This window comes from Burkholderia reimsis (assembly GCF_003294055.1).
GTDB lineage: Bacteria > Pseudomonadota > Gammaproteobacteria > Burkholderiales > Burkholderiaceae > Burkholderia > Burkholderia cepacia.
On the sequence record NZ_QMFZ01000021.1, the window covers coordinates 82,882 to 98,813 of the forward strand.

Here is a 15,932-nt window from a genome sequence, read left to right on the forward strand (position 1 = left end):
CGTCCCCGCTCTTTCAGGAAAACGACATGACGTCCCTCACCTCCGCCGACGCGCTGACGCTGTACGGCGAAACCTTCGCAAGCCGCGTGCTGATCGGCACGTCGCGCTATCCGTCGCTGCAGTCGCTGTCCGATTCGATCGCCGCGTCGCGCCCCGGGATGGTGACGGTCGCGCTGCGCCGCCAGATGACGGGCGGCACGGCCGAAGCCGGCTTCTTCGACCTGCTCAAGCGCCACGCGGTGCCGCTCTTGCCGAACACGGCCGGCTGCCAGACCGTCGCCGAAGCCGTGACGACCGCGCACATGGCGCGCGAGGTCTTCGGCACCGACTGGATCAAGCTCGAGCTGATCGGCGACGACTACACGCTACAGCCCGACCCGGTCGGCCTGATCGAGGCGGCCGCGCAACTGGTCAAGGACGGTTTCAAGGTGCTGCCGTACTGCACCGAGGATCTCGTGATCGGCCGGCGCCTGCTCGACGCTGGCTGCGAGGCGCTGATGCCGTGGGGCGCGCCGATCGGCACCGGCAAGGGCGTCGTGAACCCGTACGGGCTGCGCGTGCTGCGCGAGCGCCTGCCGGACGTGCCGCTGATCGTCGACGCCGGGCTCGGCGTGCCGTCGCACGCGTGCCAGGTGATGGAATGGGGCTTCGACGGCGTGTTGCTGAACACGGCCGTGTCGCAGGCCACGCACCCGGAGATCATGGCGCGTGCGTTCGCGCAGGGCGTCGAGGCCGGCCGTGCCGCGTATCTCGCCGGGCCGATGGACGCGCGCGAGACCGCGCACGCCAGCACGCCGGTCGTCGGGATGCCGTTCTGGCACCAGGACGGGGGCGGCGCATGAGCGTGCGTTTCGCCGATGCATTCTGGCCGCCGGCCGACGAACTGGCCGAAGCGGCCGAACGGATTCGCGCCCGGCTGGGCGACTGGCCGGGCGCCGCCGCGCCGTGGCGGCTTTGCGTCGCGGTGCCCGACGCGCCGGCCGACGGCGACGTGCTGATCGTATCGGCCGGCGACCGCGCCGCGCAGGCACGCGCGTCGGCCGCGTCGCGGCCCGCGGCGCCGGGCGCGGTCGCGATCGAATTCGACGAGCAGGGCGCGGTGCTGCACACGGCGGGCGCGCGCCACGCGCTCGACGCCGCGCACCCGCTCGCGGACGACTGGATTGCCGCGCTCGCCGCGTTCCTCGACTGCGGCTTTGCGCCGGTGGACGCGCTGGTGCTGGCGCTGGCCTGGCGCGACGGCGACGAAACGCGCGCCGCCGATGCGTGGCCGGTCGACGCCGCGCAGTTTCCGCGTGTCGCCGGGCTGCCGGCCGCGCCGGAGCCCGCGTTCGCGCCGTGCCCCGCGCAGCTCGGCCTCTATCCGGTCGTGCCGGACGCCGAATGGGTCGAGCGCGTGCTCGATTGCGGTGTGCGGACCGTGCAACTGCGCGTGAAAGGCGCGACGCCGGACACGTTGCGGCGGGAAATCGCACGTGCGGTCGCGGCCGGGCGCCGCCATCCCGATGCGCGCGTGTTCATCAACGATCACTGGCAGATCGCCGTGGAAGAGGGGGCGTACGGCGTTCATCTGGGCCAGGAAGACCTCGAAACGGCCGATCTGGCCGCGATCGCGCGCGCAGGCCTGCGGCTCGGACTTTCGAGCCACGGTTATTACGAAATGTTGCGCGCATTGCACGAGCGCCCGAGCTACCTCGCGCTCGGCCCCGTGTTTGCGACCGCGACCAAGGCCGTCGCCGCGCCGCCGCAGGGCCTGGCGCGGATTGCCCGCTATGCGCGCTTCGCGGGGGCGCGGGCGCCGCTCGTCGCGATCGGCGGGGTGGGGCTCGACGCGCTGCCGGCCGTGCTGGCGACGGGTGTCGGCAGTGTCGCGGTGGTCAGTGCGGTGACGGGCGCGGCCGACTATCGGGCTGCCGTTGTTGCATTGCAGCAATGTTTTCCCGGACAATTTGACAATCATTGACCGCAGGGCCCGGAACGGCGTCACGACATCATTCCAATGCAGGCCCTATAATTCGGCGTTCTGCGTAAAAGGACTGTCAGCTCCGTGAGCCCCACTCCTACCGAGACCCTGCTGGAACTTCGCGACGTCGACTTTGGCTACGGCGACCGCCTCGTCCTGTCCAACCTGAACCTGCGCTTCGGGCGTGGGCAGGTCGTCGCGGTCATGGGCGGGTCGGGTTGCGGCAAGACGACCGTGCTGCGCCTGATCGGCGGCCTCGTGCGCGCGCGCCGCGGCCAGGTGCTGTTCGACGGCGCCGATGTCGGCGCGCAAACGCGCGACGGCCTGTATGCGCTGCGCCGCAAGATGGGCATGCTGTTCCAGTTCGGCGCGTTGTTCACCGACATGTCGGTGTTCGAGAACGTCGCGTTCGCGCTGCGCGAGCATACCGACCTGCCCGAAGACCTGATCCGCGACCTCGTGCTGATGAAGCTCAACGCGGTCGGCCTGCGCGGTGCGCGCGACCTGATGCCGTCCGAGGTGTCGGGCGGGATGGCGCGCCGCATCGCGCTGGCGCGCGCGATCGCGCTCGATCCGCAGCTCATCATGTACGACGAGCCGTTCGCCGGCCTCGATCCGATCTCGCTCGGCATCACCGCGAACCTGATCCGCACGCTGAACCAGGCGCTGGGTGCCACGTCGATCCTCGTCACGCACGACGTGCCGGAATCGTTCGCGATCGCCGACTACGTGTATTTCCTGGCCAACGGCGGCGTGCTCGCGCAGGGTACGCCCGACGAGCTGCGCGCGTCGACCGATCCGAGCGTGCGGCAGTTCATCGACGGCGCGCCGGACGGCCCGTTCAAATTTCATTACACGAGCCCGCCGCTGGCGGCGGATTTCGGGCTCGGCGGAGGGCGCGCATGATCAGCGCGATCGGACGTTACGTCATCGGCGGCCTCGAGCGCGCGGGCTACGGCACGCGGCTGTTCGTGCGCCTCGTGCTGGAATTCTTCCCGCTGCTGCGCCGGCCGCGGCTGGTCACGAAGCAGATCCACTTCCTCGGCAACTATTCGTTCGTGATCATCGCCGTGTCGGGGCTGTTCGTCGGCTTCGTGCTCGGCCTGCAGGGGTACTACACGCTGAACCGCTACGGTTCCGAGCAGGCGCTCGGCCTGCTGGTCGCGCTGTCGCTCGTGCGTGAGCTCGGGCCGGTCGTCACCGCGCTGCTGTTCGCGGGCCGCGCGGGCACGTCCCTCACGGCCGAGATCGGTCTGATGAAAGCCGGCGAGCAGCTCACCGCGCTCGAGATGATGGCGGTGGACCCGATCAAGAACGTGATCGCGCCGCGCCTGTGGGCGGGCATCATCGCGATGCCGCTCCTGGCCGCGATCTTCAACGCGGTCGGCGTGCTCGGCGGTTACTTCGTCGGTGTCGTGCTGATCGGCGTCGATCCGGGTGCGTTCTGGTCGCAGATGCAGGGCGGGGTCCAGGTCTGGGCCGACGTCGGCAACGGCGTGATCAAGAGCATCGTGTTCGGGTTCGCCGTGACCTTCATTGCACTGTTTCAAGGGTATGAAGCGAAGCCCACGCCCGAGGGCGTGTCGCGCGCGACGACCAAGACGGTCGTGTTCGCGTCGCTCGCCGTACTCGGCCTCGATTTCCTGCTGACCGCGCTGATGTTCAGCTAAGCCTCAGCCAAGCCAAATTTTGGGATGACGATGAAAAAGACTGCTCTCGACTTCTGGGTCGGCCTGTTCGTGGTGGTGGGCTTCCTTGCGGTGCTGTTCCTGGCGCTGAAGGTCGGCAACATGAGCTCGTTTTCGTTTCAGCCGACCTACTCGGTGAAGATGAAATTCGACAATATCGGCGGGCTGAAGCCGCGCGCGGCCGTGAAGAGCGCGGGCGTCGTGGTCGGCCGCGTGAAGGCGATCGGTTTCGACACGAACACGTACCAGGCGCTTGTCACGATCGATGTCGACGGCCAGTATCAGTTCCCGAAGGATTCGTCGGCGAAGATCCTGACGTCGGGCCTGCTCGGCGAGCAATATATCGGCCTCGATCCGGGCGGCGACACCGAAATGCTGAAGTCGGGCGATACGATCACGATGACGCAATCGGCGATCGTCCTCGAGAACCTGATCGGCCAGTTCCTTTACAGCAAGGCCGCCGATGCGGGCGGTGCGAAGCCGGCAGCCGGCGCGCCGGCCGCGCCTGCACCGGTGGCGGTGCCGGCGTCGGCGGTGTCCGCTGCGCCCGCCGCGTCCGGTGCCGCGGCCCAATAACCACACGAGAGATTAGAAGAGGGTAATGACCATGCAGACGATCCGCATCAGGCACGCCGCGCTGGCGATAGCGGCAGTCGCCGCGTTGAGCGGCTGCGCGACCGTGCAGACGCCGACCAAGGGCGATCCGCTCGAAGGCTTCAACCGGACGATGTACAAGTTCAACGACACGGTCGATACGTATGCGCTGAAGCCGGTCGCGAAGGGCTACCAGTACGTGGTGCCGCAGCCGGTTCGCGACAGCGTGACGAACTTCTTCTCGAACATCGGCGACGTCTACATCGCGGCGAACAACATCGTGCAGCTGCGGATCGCGGACGGCGTCGGCGACATCATGCGCGTCGTGATCAATACGGTGTTCGGCGTCGGCGGCCTGTTCGACGTCGCGACGATCGCGAAGCTGCCGAAGCACACGGCCGACTTCGGGATCACGATGGGCCGCTACGGCATGCCGTCGGGCCCGTATCTGGTGCTGCCGCTGCTCGGCCCGAGCACGCTGCGCGACACGGCCGGCCTGGGCGTCGACTACGTCGGCAACCCGCTCACCTACGTGAAGCCGGATGGCCTGAGCTGGGGCCTGTTCGGCGTCAACCTCGTCAACACGCGTTCGAACCTGCTCGGCGCGGGCGACGTGCTGGATGCCGCGGCACTCGACAAGTATTCGTTCGTGCGTAACGCGTACCTGCAGCGCCGCCAGATGCTGATCAGCAACGCGCGCGGCGAGGCGGCCGCGACGTCGAGCAACGACGCGCTGCCGAAGTACGACCTGCCGGACGACGGCGCGGCACCGGCGGCAGCCGGTGCGGCCGGTACGGCGGGCGCGGCAGCGGTGGGCGGCGCGACGGCGCCGGCAGGCGCATCGGGCGCGGCCGAATCGCCGAACCCGGCCAGCGAGACGAACGTGCCGCCGATGCAGGTGGCGCCGCCGTCGCCGGGCGGGTTCCGCTTCCCGAGCATTCGTCTGCACTGACGGATTTACATTCGTTACAGCCAGAAACGATTCAGTCGGTAGCGTGCGCGAACTTGCGCGTAAGCTACCTGCTCCAACCTTCGCATCGACTTATTCATGCAGGTCACTATGATGAAAAAACTGTTCCTGATCCCCGTTTTCGCGGCGCTGTTCTCGTTCGGCAGCGCAGCCCACGCGCAAGTCGACCAGTCGAACCCGCAGGCGCTGATCAAGACGGCGACGCAGCAGGTGCTCGACGAAGTCAAGCAGCAGACGATCAAGCAGGGCGACACCAACCGCATCATCACGATCGTCAACAAGGACATCCTGCCGTACACCGATTTCCGCCGCACCACGCAGCTCGCGATGGGCCGTAACTGGCGCACGGCGACGGCCGAACAGCAGCAGCAGGTTCAGGAGCAGTTCAAGCTACTGCTGATCCGCACGTATTCGGGCGCGCTGGCGCAACTGAAGCCGGACCAGCAGATCCAGTACCCGCCGTTCCGCGCCGATCCGGCCGATACCGACGTGGTGGTCAAGACGGTCGCGATGAACAACGGCCAGCCGGTCCAGATCGACTATCGCCTGTACAAGACGGCGAACGGCTGGAAGGTGTATGACCTGAACGTGCTCGGCGCATGGCTGATCCAGACGTACCAGCAGCAGTTCAACGAGAAGATCCAGCAAAGCGGCGTGGACGGCCTGATCCAGTTCCTCACGCAGCGCAACCAGCAACTTGCCGCCGGCAAGCAAGCGTCGTGAGCGGCTTCGAAGCCGGCTCCTCGCTGACCGTCGCGAGCGCGAAGTCCGCGCTCGCGGACGGTCTTGCGCGCATCGGCGCGGGCGCGACCGCCGTCGATTGCGCGGCGCTGACGCAGTTCGACTCGTCCGCGCTCGCCGTGCTGCTCGCATGGCAACGTGCCGCCAAAGCGCGCGGCGCGACCCTCGACATCCTCAATCTCCCCCCGAAGCTCGCCAGCCTCGCGCGCGCCTACGGCGTCGACGCGCTCATCGAAGGCACCGGGCGACATTGACCCTGTCCGACCGGAGCCTGCCGCGCCAGCCGGCGCGCGCACGCTTCAGGCCGCGTGCCTCCGGCACCGGCTCCACCAGCCGGTTTGCCCTATAATCAAGCGTTTTGCGGGGCAGCCAATCGGCGTCCGGCCCCCATTTTCATTCGCAGCAAGCACAGAATAGGCGTCGCGGCCCTTGCGCCGCGCACAGTCATGTCAGCCATAGAAATCCGTCACGTCAAGAAGCGCTACAAATCGCTTCAGGCGCTCAAGGGCGTCAGCCTGTCGGTCGAGGAAGGCGAGTTTTTCGGTCTGCTCGGCCCCAACGGCGCAGGCAAGACCACGCTCATCAGTATCCTCGCCGGGCTCGCCCGGGCCGACGAAGGCAGTATCTCGGTGCGCGGTCACGACGTCGTCAAGGACTTCCGTGGCGCGCGCCGCGCGCTCGGTGTCGTGCCGCAGGAACTCGTGTTCGACCCGTTCTTCACCGTCCGCGAGACGCTGCGGATCCAGTCCGGCTATTTCGGGCTGCGCCGCAACGACGACTGGATCGACGAGGTGATGGCCAATCTCGACCTCACCGAGAAAGCCGACGCGAACATGCGCGCGCTGTCCGGCGGGATGAAGCGCCGCGTGCTGGTCGCGCAGGCGCTCGTGCACCGGCCGCCCGTGATCGTGCTCGACGAGCCGACCGCCGGCGTCGACGTCGAGCTGCGCCAGACGCTGTGGAAATTCATCTCGCGCCTGAACCGCGAAGGTCACACGATCGTGCTGACCACCCACTACCTCGAGGAAGCCGAGTCGCTGTGCGACCGCATCGCGATGCTGCGCCGTGGCGAAGTCGTCGCGCTCGACCGCACCGACGCGCTGCTGCGCCGCTTCGCCGGGCTGCAGCTGTACCTGCGGCTGGCAACGGGCGCGCTGCCCACCGAGCTGCGCGGGCTGGAGACCGATCCGGCCGCGCGCGCGCCGCGCGAGCACCTGCTGCGCCTGACGAGCTACGACGATGTCGAGCGAATCCTCGCGCAATGCCGCGCGGCGGGCTGCACATTCGACGAGATCGAGGTCCGCAAGGCCGACCTCGAAGACGTGTTCGTCCAGGTGATGAACGGGGCCGAGGTGATCGAGGGACTGGCATGAGCGGGTTTCAAACGCTGTTCTACAAGGAACTGCTGCGTTTCTGGAAGGTGTCGTTCCAGACGGTGCTCGCGCCGATCGTGACGGCGCTGCTGTACCTGACGATCTTCGGCCACGCGCTGTCGGGCCGCGTCGAGGTGTATCCGGGCGTCGAGTACGTGAGTTTTCTCGTGCCGGGCCTCGTGATGATGAGCGTGTTGCAGAACGCGTTCGCGAACAGCTCGTCGTCGCTGATCCAGTCGAAGATCACCGGCAATCTCGTGTTCATGCTGCTGCCGCCGCTGTCGTACCGCGACATCTTCGGCGCGTACGTGCTCGCGTCCGTGGTGCGCGGCCTCGCGGTCGGCACGGGCGTGTTCGTCGTGACGATCTGGTTTATCCCGATGCATTTCGCGGCGCCGCTGTTCATCATTGCGTTCGCGCTGCTCGGCTCGGCGATCCTCGGCACGCTCGGCCTGATCGCCGGGATCTGGGCCGAGAAGTTCGACCAGCTCGCCGCGTTCCAGAACTTCCTGATCATGCCGCTGACGTTCCTGTCCGGCGTGTTCTATTCGACGCATTCGCTGCCGCCCGTGTGGCGCGAGATCTCGCGTCTCAATCCGTTTTTCTACATGATCGACGGCTTCCGTTTCGGGTTCTTCGGCGCGTCCGACATCAACCCGTTCGCGAGCCTCGCGATCGTCACCGGTTTCTTCGTGCTGCTCGCGCTGATCGCGATGCGGCTGCTCGCGACCGGCTACAAACTGCGTCATTGATATCGACAGGCAGCGGCCGCCATCCAGGCGGCGCGCGCCGACAGGAGCCTTACACCATGTTGCCGACTCCCGAACAGGTCAAGCAATACATCGCCGGCGGTCTCGCCTGCACGCATCTGGAAGTCGAAGGCGACGGCCAGCATTTCTTCGCGACGATCGTGTCGGCGGCCTTCGAAGGCAAGCGCCCGATCCAGCGGCACCAGCTCGTCTACGCGGCGCTCGGCGATCGCATGAAGCAGGAAATTCACGCGCTCAGCATGAAGACGCTGACGCCCGCCGAATGGCAGAACGCATAACCGGAACTCACTGAGTGCAAGTCACCGTCAACGAGCGCGACGCCGTCCAGAGCGTCGCCACGGCACACCCGGCCGCCAACGGGGAATCGCATGGCCATGGGATGGACAAGCTCGTGATCGAAGGCGGCCACCGCCTGTCGGGCGAGATCGTCGTGTCGGGCGCGAAGAATGCCGCGCTGCCGATCCTGTGCGCGGGGCTGCTCACCGCCGATCCGGTCGACCTCGACAACGTGCCGAACCTGAAAGACGTGCGCACCACGCTGAAGGTGCTGAACCAGATGGGCGTGAAGAGCGAGACCGACGGCTGCCGCGTGCAGCTCGACGCGTCGCGCGTCGACAACCTCGTCGCGCCGTACGAGCTCGTCAAGACGATGCGCGCGTCGATCCTCGTGCTCGGGCCGCTGCTCGCACGTTTCGGCGAGGCGAAGGTGTCGCTGCCGGGCGGCTGCGCGATCGGCGCGCGGCCGGTCGACCAGCACATCAAGGGCCTGCAGGCGATGGGCGCCGAGATCAGCATCGAGCACGGCTTCATCGAAGCGCGTGCGAAGCGGCTGAAGGGCGCGCGCATCGTGACCGACATGATCACGGTGACGGGCACCGAGAACCTGCTGATGGCCGCGACGCTGGCAGACGGCGAGACGGTGATCGAAAACGCGGCGCGCGAGCCGGAAGTGAGCGATCTCGCACACTTGCTGGTCGCGATGGGCGCGAAAATCGACGGCATCGGCACCGATCGTCTCGTGATCCAGGGCGTCGAGCGGCTGCACGGCGCGCGCCATTCGGTGATCCCCGACCGCATCGAGGCCGGCACGTTCCTGTGCGCGGTCGCGGCGGCGGGCGGCGACGTGATGCTGACGGGCGTGCGCCCGCACATCCTCGACGCGGTGATCGACAAGCTGCGCGAAGCCGGCGTGTCGATCGAGGAAGGCGACAGCTGGCTGCGCGTGAAGATGGACCGCCGGCCGTCGGCGGTCACGATCCGCACGTCGGAATACCCGGCGTTCCCGACCGACATGCAGGCGCAGTTCATGGCCCTCAATACGGTCGCGACGGGCACCGCGCAGGTCGTCGAAACCATTTTCGAGAACCGCTTCATGCACGTGCAGGAGTTGAACCGGCTCGGCGCGAACATCACGATCGACGGCAACACCGCGCTCGTGACGGGCGTCGAGAAGCTGTCGGGCGCGAACGTGATGGCGACCGACCTGCGTGCGTCGGCGAGCCTCGTGATCGCCGGGCTGCGTGCCGACGGCGAAACGCTCGTCGACCGCATCTATCACCTGGACCGCGGCTACGACCGCATGGAAGCCAAACTGACCGCTGTCGGCGCGAACGTGCGCCGCCTTTCCGGGAGCCAAGCATGACCGCGCCGCTGACCCCGCCGTTGACCCTTGCGTTGTCGAAGGGCCGGATTTTCGAGGAAACCCTGCCGTTGCTTGCCGCCGCCGGCGTGCAGGTGACGGAGGATCCGGAAACGTCGCGCAAGCTGATCCTGCCGACGACGAACCCGGACCTGCGCGTGATCATCGTGCGCGCGAGCGACGTGCCGACCTACGTCGAATACGGCGCGGCCGATTTCGGCGTGGCCGGCAAGGACGTGCTGGTCGAGCACGGCGGCTCGGGCCTGTACCAGCCGATCGACCTGAACATTGCGCGCTGCCGGATGTCGGTGGCCGTATCGGCCGGCTTCGATTACGCGAGCGCCGTGCGCCAGGGCGCGCGGCTGCGCGTCGCGACGAAGTACGTCGAAACGGCGCGCGAACACTTCGCCGCGAAGGGCGTGCACGTCGACCTGATCAAGCTGTACGGCTCGATGGAACTCGCACCGCTGGTGGGGCTGGCCGACGCGATCGTCGACCTCGTCAGCTCGGGCGGCACGCTGAAGGCGAACAATCTGGTCGAGGTCGAGGAGATCATGGCGATCTCGTCGCGCCTCGTCGTGAACCAGGCTGCGCTGAAGTTGAAGCGCACGGCGCTCAAGCCGATCCTCGACGCGTTCGAACGCGCGTCGCAGAATGGCGGTTGAGCGCATCACCGTAACGGAACTCCCATGTCCATCACCATCCGCAAGCTCGATTCGACGAGCGAAGGCTTCGGCGCCGAGCTGCGCGCGCTGCTCGCATTCGAGGCAAGCGAAGACGCGGCGATCGAGCAATCGGTCGCGCAGATCCTCGCCGACGTGAAGTCGCGCGGCGACGCCGCGGTGCTCGAATACACGAACCGCTTCGACCGGCTGAGCGCGAACAGCGTCGCCGCGCTGGAGCTGCCGCAGGACGCGCTGCAGACGGCGCTCGACGGCCTCGCGCCGAAAGCGCGCGCGGCGCTGGAAGCGGCGGCCGCGCGGGTGCGCGCGTACCACGAGAAGCAGAAGATCGAGTGCGGCACGCATAGCTGGCAGTACACGGAAAGCGACGGCACGGTGCTCGGCCAGAAGATCACGCCGCTCGACCGCGTCGGCCTGTACGTGCCGGGCGGCAAGGCGGCGTATCCGTCGTCGGTGCTGATGAACGCGATTCCCGCGCGCGTCGCGGGCGTCGGCGAGATCGTGATGGTCGTGCCGACGCCGGACGGCGTGAAGAACGACCTCGTGCTCGCCGCGGCGCTGCTCGGCGGCGTCGATCGCGTGTTCACGATCGGCGGCGCGCAGGCGGTTGGCGCGCTCGCGTACGGCACGGCGACGGTGCCGGCCGTCGACAAGATCTGCGGCCCCGGCAATGCGTACGTCGCGTCGGCGAAGCGCCGCGTGTTCGGCACGGTCGGCATCGACATGATCGCCGGGCCGTCGGAAATCCTCGTGCTGTGCGACGGCACGACCGACCCGAACTGGGTCGCGATGGATCTCTTCTCGCAGGCCGAGCACGACGAGCTCGCGCAGTCGATCCTGCTGTGTCCGGACGGTGCGTTCCTCGAGCGCGTCGAGAAGGCGATCAACGAGCTGCTGCCGTCGATGCCGCGCCAGGACGTGATCCGCGCGTCGCTCGAAGGCCGCGGCGCGCTGATCAAGGTGCGCGACATGGCCGAAGCCTGCCGGATCGCGAACGACATCGCGCCCGAGCACCTGGAAATTTCCGCGCTGGAGCCGCAGCAATGGGGCCAGCAGATCCGCCATGCGGGCGCGATCTTCCTCGGCCGCTACACGAGCGAGAGCCTCGGCGACTACTGCGCGGGCCCGAACCACGTGCTGCCGACGTCGCGCACCGCCCGTTTCTCGTCGCCGCTCGGCGTGTACGACTTCATCAAGCGCTCGAGCCTGATCGAGGTGAGCGCCGAAGGCGCGCAGACGCTCGGCGAGATCGCATCCGAACTCGCGTATGGCGAGGGGCTGCAGGCGCACGCGAAGAGCGCCGAATTCCGGATGAAGAACTGAGCGCACGCAGCGCGGGGCCGGGGCAGGCGCGGATGTGCCGCCCGGCCCGCACCCCGAAGGCCGGGGCTGGAGACACCTGTGCAGGGCGGCGGCCTCCGCCTTGCCGATCATTTGACGCCGGCGCGACGCACGCCGGCTTGAGATCATGACGACGCCACAAGACATCATTCGCCGCGACGTGCTCGCGATGACGAGCTATCCGGTGCCGGACGCGAGCGGATTCGTGAAGCTCGACGCGATGGAGAACCCGTACCCGCTGCCCGAACCGCTCGCCGCGGCGCTCGGCGAGCGTCTCGCGCAGGTCGCGCTGAACCGCTACCCGGCGCCGCGCCCGGCCGCGCTGATCGACAAGCTGCGCCACGCGATGGGCGTGCCGGCCGCCTGCGACGTGCTGCTCGGCAACGGCTCGGACGAAATCATCAGCATGATGTCGGTGGCCTGCGCGAAGCCGGGCGCGAAGGTGCTCGCGCCGGTGCCGGGCTTCGTGATGTACGAACTGTCCGCCAAGCTCGCGCAGCTCGAATTCGTCGGCGTGCCGCTGAAGGCCGACCTGACGCTCGACGTCGACGCGATGCTCGCGGCGATCGCCGAGCATCGTCCGGCGCTCGTCTATCTCGCCTATCCGAACAACCCGACCGGCACGCTGTACGACGATGCCGACATCGAACGGATCGTCGCGGCCGCGCGGCACAGCCTGATCGTGATCGACGAGGCGTACCAGCCGTTCGCCGGGCGCTCATGGCTGCCGCGCGCCGCCGAATTCGACAACGTCGTCGTGATGCGCACGGTGTCGAAGCTCGGCCTCGCGGGCATCCGCCTCGGTTATCTGGTCGGTTCGCCCGCATGGCTGACCGAATTCGACAAGGTGCGCCCGCCGTACAACATCAACGTGCTGACCCAGGCGACCGCCGATTTCCTGCTCGACCACCTCGGCGTGCTCGACGCGCAGGCGGCCGATCTGCGGGCGGAACGCGCGCGTCTCGCGCAGGCGGTGGCCGCGCTGCCGGGCGCGACGGTGTTCCCGAGCGCCGGCAATTTCCTGCTGGTGCGGTTGCCGGACGCGGCCGCCGTGTTCGACGCGCTGCTCACCGAGCGGGTTTTGGTCAAAAACGTGAGTAAAATGCATCCGTTGCTGGCTGAATGCGTGCGGCTCACCGTCGGTTCTCCCGACGAAAACGCGCGCCTGCTGGCCGCTTTGAAACTCGCGCTGCCCGGTTGAGCCTGCGGGCGCCGCGGCGCGAAACGATCAATCCCCATTTACATCGACTCAGTCAAGGAATTGCCATGCGTGTGGCGGAAGTCGTTCGCAATACCAGCGAAACGCAGATCCGTGTGAAGCTCAATCTCGACGGCACGGGCCAGCAGAAGCTGGCTACCGGCGTGCCGTTCCTCGACCATATGCTCGACCAGATCGCTCGACACGGTCTGGTCGATCTCGAGGTTGAAGCGCATGGCGATACGCATATCGACGACCACCACACGGTCGAGGATGTCGGCATCACGCTCGGGCAGGCCGTCGCGAAGGCGATCGGCGACCGCAAGGGCATCCGTCGCTACGGCCATTCGTACGTGCCGCTCGACGAGGCGCTGTCGCGCGTCGTGATCGACTTCTCCGGCCGGCCGGGCCTCGAATTCCACGTGCCGTTCACGCGTGCGCGGATCGGCACGTTCGACGTCGACCTGTCGATCGAGTTCTTCCGCGGTTTCGTGAACCACGCGGGCGTCACGCTGCACATCGACAACCTGCGCGGGATCAACGCGCACCATCAGCTCGAGACCGTGTTCAAGGCCTTCGGCCGTGCGCTGCGCGCGGCGGTGGAGCTGGACGAGCGTGCGGCGGGGCAGATCCCGTCGACGAAGGGCAGCCTCTGAACCTGAACTGACCGGACGGAGCGTCTAGGACAACCTCACGGCTTCGGCGCGCGGCGCCGGCTTGCGATGGATCTGCTCAAATCGTTCATTTCGCTGCTGGCGCTGATCAACCCGATCGGCGCGGTGCCGTTCTTCCTGAGCCTGACGGCGCAGCAGACGGACCTCGAGCGGCGGCGTACGATCCGGATCGCGTCGGTGTCGGTGTTCTGCGTGATGACGGTGACGGCGCTGCTCGGGCAGCAGATCATCGACTTCTTCGGCATTTCGGTCGGGTCGCTCGAGGTGGGCGGCGGGATCATCATGCTGCTGATGGCGATCAACATGCTGAACGCGCAGATCGGCAACACGCGATCGACGCCGGAGGAACGCCACGAGGCCGAGCTGAAGGACAACATCGCGGTCGTGCCGCTGGCGATTCCGCTGCTCACGGGCCCCGGCTCGATCAGCACGGTCATCATCTACGCGGCGAACTCGCGTCACTGGTATGAACGGGCCGGGCTGGTCGCGATCGGCGCGGTCCTGGCTTTTCTGTGTTTCGTCGCGATGCGGCTCGCCGAGCCGATCGCGAACTGGATCGGCCGCACGGGCATCAACATCGCCACGCGGCTGATGGGTCTGATGCTGTCGGCGCTGGCGGTGGAATTCATCGTCAATGGACTGAGGGCGCTACTGCCTGCACTGAGATGAAAACTTCGATTGCGATTGTGGATTATGGGATGGGCAACCTGCGCTCGGTCGCGCAGGCGCTCAAGAAGGCCGAACCGGCCGCCGACGTGGCGATCGTCGACACGCCGGCCGCGATCCGCGCGGCCGACCGTGTCGTGCTGCCCGGCCAGGGCGCGATGCCCGACTGCATGCGCTGCCTCGGCGAGTCGGGCTTGCAGGAGGCCGTGATCGAGGCCTCGCGCACGAAGCCGCTGCTCGGCGTGTGCGTCGGCGAGCAGATGCTGTTCGACTGGAGCGCCGAAGGCGACACGAAGGGCCTCGGCCTGTTGCCCGGCAAGGTCGTGCGTTTCGAACTCGACGGCCGTGTGCAGGACGACGGCTCGCGCTTCAAGGTGCCGCAGATGGGCTGGAACCGCGTGCGCCAGTCGCAGCCGCATCCGCTGTGGGACGGCGTGCCCGACGACGCGTATTTCTACTTCGTGCACAGCTACTACGTGACGCCGGACAACCCGGCGCATACGGTCGGCGAAACGGCCTATGGCGCGCCGTTTACGTCCGCGGTCGCGCGGGACAACCTCTTCGCGACCCAATTCCACCCCGAGAAAAGCGCGGAGGTCGGGTTGCGTCTGTATCGCAACTTCGTACACTGGAAACCGTGAACGTCGCGTGCGTGCCACAGTCGGCGGGCCGCAGAGGCCCGTCTTACGGGGCTCGCGCGCCTAAGCGCCGAAAGAGTTGTACTAAACTAGCGAGACGGCGCGGTACCGGATTGGCCGGTACGCGCCGGATTCTTTTCTTCTTCCACGACGACACCCGATTGCTATGTTGCTGATTCCGGCCATCGATCTCAAAGACGGTCAGTGTGTGCGCCTCAAACAGGGCGACATGGACCAGGCCACGATTTTCTCCGAGGACCCGGCGGCGATGGCCCGCAAGTGGGTCGATCTCGGCGCCCGGCGGCTCCATCTGGTCGACCTGAACGGCGCATTCGCCGGCAAGCCGAAGAATCTCGAGGCGATCGAAGCGATCCTCGACGAAGTCGGCGATGAAATCCCCGTACAGCTCGGCGGCGGCATCCGCAGCCTCGAGACGATCGAGAAGTATCTCGACGCGGGCCTGTCCTACGTGATCATCGGCACCGCGGCCGTGAAGGATCCGGGTTTCCTGCAGGACGCGTGCACCGCGTTCGCGGGCAACATCATCGTCGGGCTGGACGCGAAGGACGGCAAGGTCGCGACCGACGGCTGGAGCAAGCTCACGGGCCACGAAGTGGTCGATCTCGCGAAGAAGTTCGAGGACTACGGCGTCGAATCGATCGTCTACACGGACATCGGCCGCGACGGGATGCTGCAGGGCATCAACATCGAGGCGACCGTGAAGCTCGCGCAGGCGGTCGGCATCCCGGTGATTGCCAGCGGCGGCCTGTCGAACCTCACGGACATCGAGAATCTGTGCGAAGTGGAAGAGCACGGCGTCGAAGGCGTGATCTGCGGCCGTGCGATCTACTCCGGCGATCTCGATTTCGCGGCCGCGCAAAAGCGCGCGGACGAACTGAACGGCGAACTCGACAACGCGTAAGCGCGGTTGTCCCGCTCGCCGGGGCTGCCAGCAGGCGGCCCCACCGGAAGCCTCGCGCGAGGCTTTCCGCAA

General features: G+C 67.3%; 19 protein-coding genes. All 19 read left to right on the forward strand.

Annotated features, from left to right (window positions below; genetic code table 11):
- Window positions 1-26 precede the first annotated feature (26 nt).
- Window positions 27-842, forward strand: coding sequence for a thiazole synthase (locus DPV79_RS23340; RefSeq protein WP_021163925.1), 816 nt, complete (start codon window positions 27-29; stop codon window positions 840-842).
- Window positions 839-1,963: a thiamine phosphate synthase gene (gene thiE, locus DPV79_RS23345; RefSeq protein ID WP_113046582.1), complete on the forward strand. Its 1,125-nt coding sequence runs from the start codon at window positions 839-841 to the stop codon at window positions 1,961-1,963. The genes DPV79_RS23340 and thiE overlap by 4 nt, the downstream gene beginning before the upstream one ends.
- 84 nt (window positions 1,964-2,047) lie before the next feature.
- A complete protein-coding gene (locus tag DPV79_RS23350) occupies window positions 2,048-2,869 on the forward strand; it encodes an ABC transporter ATP-binding protein (RefSeq protein WP_006477138.1) in 822 nt (273 codons plus the stop codon).
- Window positions 2,866-3,633 carry a lipid asymmetry maintenance ABC transporter permease subunit MlaE gene (mlaE, locus tag DPV79_RS23355; protein ID WP_021164333.1) on the forward strand — a complete coding sequence of 256 codons (768 nt, stop codon included), beginning with the start codon at window positions 2,866-2,868 and terminating at the stop codon, window positions 3,631-3,633. The genes DPV79_RS23350 and mlaE overlap by 4 nt, the downstream gene beginning before the upstream one ends.
- Before the next feature lie 30 nt (window positions 3,634-3,663).
- Window positions 3,664-4,227, forward strand: coding sequence for an outer membrane lipid asymmetry maintenance protein MlaD (gene mlaD / locus DPV79_RS23360; protein ID WP_048026531.1), 564 nt, complete (start codon window positions 3,664-3,666; stop codon window positions 4,225-4,227).
- Between the two features lie 31 nt (window positions 4,228-4,258).
- Window positions 4,259-5,197, forward strand: coding sequence for an MlaA family lipoprotein (locus DPV79_RS23365; RefSeq protein WP_059484008.1), 939 nt, complete (start codon window positions 4,259-4,261; stop codon window positions 5,195-5,197).
- 111 nt (window positions 5,198-5,308) lie between these two features.
- Window positions 5,309-5,938 carry an MlaC/ttg2D family ABC transporter substrate-binding protein gene (locus DPV79_RS23370; RefSeq protein ID WP_059522369.1) on the forward strand — a complete coding sequence of 210 codons (630 nt, stop codon included), beginning with the start codon at window positions 5,309-5,311 and terminating at the stop codon, window positions 5,936-5,938.
- On the forward strand, window positions 5,935-6,210 hold the full coding sequence (locus DPV79_RS23375; RefSeq protein WP_027788544.1) for an STAS domain-containing protein: 276 nt from the start codon (window positions 5,935-5,937) through the stop codon (window positions 6,208-6,210). The genes DPV79_RS23370 and DPV79_RS23375 overlap by 4 nt, the downstream gene beginning before the upstream one ends.
- A 192-nt stretch (window positions 6,211-6,402) precedes the next feature.
- On the forward strand, window positions 6,403-7,329 hold the full coding sequence (locus DPV79_RS23380; protein WP_113046584.1) for an ABC transporter ATP-binding protein: 927 nt from the start codon (window positions 6,403-6,405) through the stop codon (window positions 7,327-7,329).
- The gene (locus DPV79_RS23385) at window positions 7,326-8,081 is read left to right on the forward strand and encodes an ABC transporter permease (RefSeq protein WP_048026521.1); all 756 of its coding nucleotides are present in this window, start codon (window positions 7,326-7,328) and stop codon (window positions 8,079-8,081) included. Before DPV79_RS23380 ends, DPV79_RS23385 begins: the two co-directional genes overlap by 4 nt.
- Before the next feature lie 56 nt (window positions 8,082-8,137).
- Window positions 8,138-8,377, forward strand: a complete 240-nt coding sequence (locus tag DPV79_RS23390) for a BolA family protein (protein ID WP_006477131.1) — start codon at window positions 8,138-8,140, stop codon at window positions 8,375-8,377.
- A gap of 14 nt (window positions 8,378-8,391) precedes the next feature.
- Window positions 8,392-9,741, forward strand: coding sequence for a UDP-N-acetylglucosamine 1-carboxyvinyltransferase (gene murA, locus DPV79_RS23395; protein ID WP_027788541.1), 1,350 nt, complete (start codon window positions 8,392-8,394; stop codon window positions 9,739-9,741).
- An 8-nt stretch (window positions 9,742-9,749) separates the two neighbouring features.
- Window positions 9,750-10,403 (forward strand): ATP phosphoribosyltransferase, encoded by a 654-nt coding sequence (gene hisG / locus DPV79_RS23400; RefSeq protein ID WP_027788540.1) that lies wholly within the window; start codon window positions 9,750-9,752, stop codon window positions 10,401-10,403.
- A 24-nt stretch (window positions 10,404-10,427) separates the two neighbouring features.
- Complete coding sequence (gene hisD / locus DPV79_RS23405; protein WP_021161858.1) at window positions 10,428-11,744, forward strand: histidinol dehydrogenase; 1,317 nt, start codon at window positions 10,428-10,430, stop codon at window positions 11,742-11,744.
- 145 nt (window positions 11,745-11,889) lie between these two features.
- Window positions 11,890-12,963 carry a histidinol-phosphate transaminase gene (hisC, locus tag DPV79_RS23410; RefSeq protein ID WP_113046586.1) on the forward strand — a complete coding sequence of 358 codons (1,074 nt, stop codon included), beginning with the start codon at window positions 11,890-11,892 and terminating at the stop codon, window positions 12,961-12,963.
- A gap of 65 nt (window positions 12,964-13,028) precedes the next feature.
- Window positions 13,029-13,616 (forward strand): imidazoleglycerol-phosphate dehydratase HisB, encoded by a 588-nt coding sequence (hisB, locus tag DPV79_RS23415; RefSeq protein ID WP_011350728.1) that lies wholly within the window; start codon window positions 13,029-13,031, stop codon window positions 13,614-13,616.
- Between the two features lie 66 nt (window positions 13,617-13,682).
- Entirely contained in the window at window positions 13,683-14,303 is a 621-nt protein-coding gene (locus DPV79_RS23420) for a MarC family protein (RefSeq protein ID WP_021161856.1), read from the forward strand.
- The gene (gene hisH, locus DPV79_RS23425; protein WP_034189815.1) at window positions 14,300-14,941 is read left to right on the forward strand and encodes an imidazole glycerol phosphate synthase subunit HisH; all 642 of its coding nucleotides are present in this window, start codon (window positions 14,300-14,302) and stop codon (window positions 14,939-14,941) included. The genes DPV79_RS23420 and hisH overlap by 4 nt, the downstream gene beginning before the upstream one ends.
- Before the next feature lie 163 nt (window positions 14,942-15,104).
- Window positions 15,105-15,860 carry a 1-(5-phosphoribosyl)-5-[(5-phosphoribosylamino)methylideneamino]imidazole-4-carboxamide isomerase gene (gene hisA, locus DPV79_RS23430; RefSeq protein WP_021161854.1) on the forward strand — a complete coding sequence of 252 codons (756 nt, stop codon included), beginning with the start codon at window positions 15,105-15,107 and terminating at the stop codon, window positions 15,858-15,860.
- Window positions 15,861-15,932: the final 72 nt, after the last annotated feature.

What these genes read in the sequence shown, in the direction of transcription:
- DPV79_RS23340 (WP_021163925.1), top strand. Translation starts at nt 27, where the DNA reads ATGACGTCCCTCACCTCCGCCGACGCGCTGACGCTGTACGGCGAAACC.
- thiE (WP_113046582.1), top strand. Translation starts at nt 839, where the DNA reads ATGAGCGTGCGTTTCGCCGATGCATTCTGGCCGCCGGCCGACGAACTG.
- mlaE (WP_021164333.1), top strand. Translation starts at nt 2,866, where the DNA reads ATGATCAGCGCGATCGGACGTTACGTCATCGGCGGCCTCGAGCGCGCG.
- mlaD (WP_048026531.1), top strand. Translation starts at nt 3,664, where the DNA reads ATGAAAAAGACTGCTCTCGACTTCTGGGTCGGCCTGTTCGTGGTGGTG.
- DPV79_RS23365 (WP_059484008.1), top strand. Translation starts at nt 4,259, where the DNA reads ATGCAGACGATCCGCATCAGGCACGCCGCGCTGGCGATAGCGGCAGTC.
- DPV79_RS23370 (WP_059522369.1), top strand. Translation starts at nt 5,309, where the DNA reads ATGAAAAAACTGTTCCTGATCCCCGTTTTCGCGGCGCTGTTCTCGTTC.
- DPV79_RS23380 (WP_113046584.1), top strand. Translation starts at nt 6,403, where the DNA reads ATGTCAGCCATAGAAATCCGTCACGTCAAGAAGCGCTACAAATCGCTT.
- DPV79_RS23385 (WP_048026521.1), top strand. Translation starts at nt 7,326, where the DNA reads ATGAGCGGGTTTCAAACGCTGTTCTACAAGGAACTGCTGCGTTTCTGG.
- DPV79_RS23390 (WP_006477131.1), top strand. Translation starts at nt 8,138, where the DNA reads ATGTTGCCGACTCCCGAACAGGTCAAGCAATACATCGCCGGCGGTCTC.
- hisD (WP_021161858.1), top strand. Translation starts at nt 10,428, where the DNA reads ATGTCCATCACCATCCGCAAGCTCGATTCGACGAGCGAAGGCTTCGGC.
- hisC (WP_113046586.1), top strand. Translation starts at nt 11,890, where the DNA reads ATGACGACGCCACAAGACATCATTCGCCGCGACGTGCTCGCGATGACG.
- hisB (WP_011350728.1), top strand. Translation starts at nt 13,029, where the DNA reads ATGCGTGTGGCGGAAGTCGTTCGCAATACCAGCGAAACGCAGATCCGT.
- DPV79_RS23420 (WP_021161856.1), top strand. Translation starts at nt 13,683, where the DNA reads ATGGATCTGCTCAAATCGTTCATTTCGCTGCTGGCGCTGATCAACCCG.
- hisH (WP_034189815.1), top strand. Translation starts at nt 14,300, where the DNA reads ATGAAAACTTCGATTGCGATTGTGGATTATGGGATGGGCAACCTGCGC.
- hisA (WP_021161854.1), top strand. Translation starts at nt 15,105, where the DNA reads ATGTTGCTGATTCCGGCCATCGATCTCAAAGACGGTCAGTGTGTGCGC.